The sequence below is a fragment of the Bathymodiolus platifrons methanotrophic gill symbiont genome, assembly GCF_002189065.1.
Taxonomy (GTDB): Bacteria; Pseudomonadota; Gammaproteobacteria; order Methylococcales; family Methylomonadaceae; genus Methyloprofundus.
The window spans coordinates 1-2,010 of the sequence record NZ_BDMN01000461.1 but is presented as its reverse complement, the minus strand read 5'-3'; the positions used below and the strand labels follow the sequence as shown (position 1 = coordinate 2,010).

General features: G+C 41.6%; 3 protein-coding genes and 1 pseudogene. 2 read left to right on the top strand and 2 right to left on the bottom strand.

Going from position 1 to position 2,010, the window contains the following annotated elements; all coding sequences use genetic code 11:
• Positions 1-137 precede the first annotated feature (137 nt).
• Together CDZ78_RS24140 and CDZ78_RS19345 are read right to left on the bottom strand one after the other, a co-directional pair.
• Positions 138-266 carry a hypothetical protein gene (locus CDZ78_RS24140; RefSeq protein WP_307190519.1) on the bottom strand — a complete coding sequence of 43 codons (129 nt, stop codon included), beginning with the start codon at positions 264-266 and terminating at the stop codon, positions 138-140.
• An 18-nt stretch (positions 267-284) separates the two neighbouring features.
• Positions 285-1,145, bottom strand: a complete 861-nt coding sequence (locus CDZ78_RS19345; protein ID WP_221901369.1) for a D-hexose-6-phosphate mutarotase — start codon at positions 1,143-1,145, stop codon at positions 285-287.
• A 162-nt stretch (positions 1,146-1,307) separates the two neighbouring features.
• On the opposite strand from CDZ78_RS19345, the gene CDZ78_RS19340 reads away from it, so the two are divergent.
• Together CDZ78_RS19340 and CDZ78_RS19335 are read left to right on the top strand one after the other, a co-directional pair.
• Complete coding sequence (locus CDZ78_RS19340; RefSeq protein ID WP_087871427.1) at positions 1,308-1,661, top strand: hypothetical protein; 354 nt, start codon at positions 1,308-1,310, stop codon at positions 1,659-1,661.
• A gap of 228 nt (positions 1,662-1,889) precedes the next feature.
• A pseudogene (locus tag CDZ78_RS19335) lies at positions 1,890-2,010 on the top strand (RsfS/YbeB/iojap family protein); the annotation flags it as partial.

Sequence of the window (2,010 nt, the reverse complement as noted above, 5' to 3'; positions counted from 1 at the left end):
ATCTTTAGTTACTTTGTTATTTAAGCGAATGCCATTGCTTGAGAAAGGGGGATTATCTAATAAAGCCTCCCCTAACCCCTGCTTGCAGGAGAGGGACTGAACGGTTACCACCTGATTGCACCTATCAAAACACAAACTTAAACAACACTATAATTAGTCGCTATCCTATATTCACTATTTGGTAAAATTTCAACTATATCCGAAGCTGCATTGGCAATTTCCAGGCAAATAAAATGTTTGTAGTCATCTGTATCCAGGTCCTTCATTTCAGCAGAACCCTTAATTCAGGGATTCCATACCACTACATTTTTATTGCCTGATGAACTTATTTTAATCTTGCGTTTAAAAGCAGGATCATTAAGCACAAGGCCATGTTTTATATCGGTATGAATATGATCTGTCTCTTCCGACAGAGTAATTGCCCCTACCTGACATACTTTAACAAAGTCTGATTTTTTATCTAAATATTCCGTATGCTCTAAACCCAGAACCTCTACTTTCGTTGCATCACCTACATTAAAATAAGTATGTAGTGCTTCAGTAATTGAAAAAGGCTGTTCACCTGTATTACGGGTTAACAACTCAATCGTCAGTGAATCAGAAATAACAATTTCCAGAGCGAGATAAAAGCTGTAAGGCCAAAGTTCTCTGGTTTTTTCTGTATCTTTAAACTCAAGTATTATTTTCGTATCACCACTGTCTGATACATTAACCGATGCGGCTGACCAGAAATCTGTACGTACAAAACCATGACCTGGTCGTTTAACCAGCTCCATATTTCCCTGTTCAGGTGCTGCGCCAAACCAGGGCCAGCAAATGGGAACCCCCCCTTTAATTGCTTTCCCCTCGGAAAAATAAGCATTCTCACTGATAAACATTAAGTCTTCAGTCTGGCTGCTGGGTTTAAATGATAAAACCTGACCTGCGTAAATAGAAATTAAAGCGCTGGCTTTAGCCGTGTTAACTTGCATAAAAGGCAGCCCGCCTTTTCCTTCGATAAACTCGACTTGATTAGTAATCCCAAATTCGGAATTTAATTGTTGAATATTGATATTGTTTCTCTGATTTTCTAGATTAAAGCTATACTTTGCTATGGGCGGGTAATTATACTTGCCTATTAAAAATACAGTCGTAAAATAAACCAATTAAGGCGTTTACTTGTTTACAGTAAACAAACCTTGCTAATCATCAAAAGCTAGGCTCCCTTTTCAATGTAGGCCGGTGCTTTAGCCCGCGGGCATTCACATCCGGCGAGCTAAAGCACCGCTCTACCGGCTACCTGAATTGCTCACACCCCCGGAGATTTTATGAACAGCGTCAAAAGTAAATGGATATCTCAATTATTCATATCCTGCCTGTTATGTATTATCAGTCTTAGCGTTAGCGCAGAAACCAGGATTGCAATACTTGACTTTGAACTTAAAGACTTAACCATGATTCCGCGAACCCCTGAAGAGATTCAGCGTACGGCATCCATCAAGCCCTTACTCGAAGCAGAACTTAAAAAAGCGGATTATATGATTATCAACATACCTATCATCGAGCAGAAAAATGCTACCGCTGGTGTGGGTTATTTATTTGACCATCATGATTCGGGGAGTCGCTATTTTTGCGAAAGCTTGTTTTGGGCATCCCAGCCCAAGCAAGCAGCAAAAACTTAACGCGACCACTTATGCCTCCGGCGGCCCCGATTCGTCCTCGTCACCTCGTCCCGACCCAACAAGGGGTCGGAACATAGGCTCCAAATGACTTGACGCCGTGTCGGATGGCCTTTTATTTTGTCTCCACCCTCGCTAACGCTCAGACTCCGACAAAATAACGGCCCTACGGCTATCGCGGACTAAAAATCATCACTTCGCTTAGGCTCCGTTTCCCTGATTTTCAGCGAGGGAAATACTCCTAAAGGTATAGAGGGAGCTCAAGGGTCTGAATGGGTATTAATGGATCTAGGTGATGTTATTTTGCATGTGATGACAGCGCAAACACGTGAGTTTTATCAGTTGGAAAAAC

Coding starts and splice junctions, on each gene's coding strand:
- CDZ78_RS24140 (WP_307190519.1), bottom strand. CDS start 266: ATGAAGGACCTGGATACAGATGACTACAAACATTTTATTTGCCTGGAA.
- CDZ78_RS19340 (WP_087871427.1), top strand. CDS start 1,308: ATGAACAGCGTCAAAAGTAAATGGATATCTCAATTATTCATATCCTGC.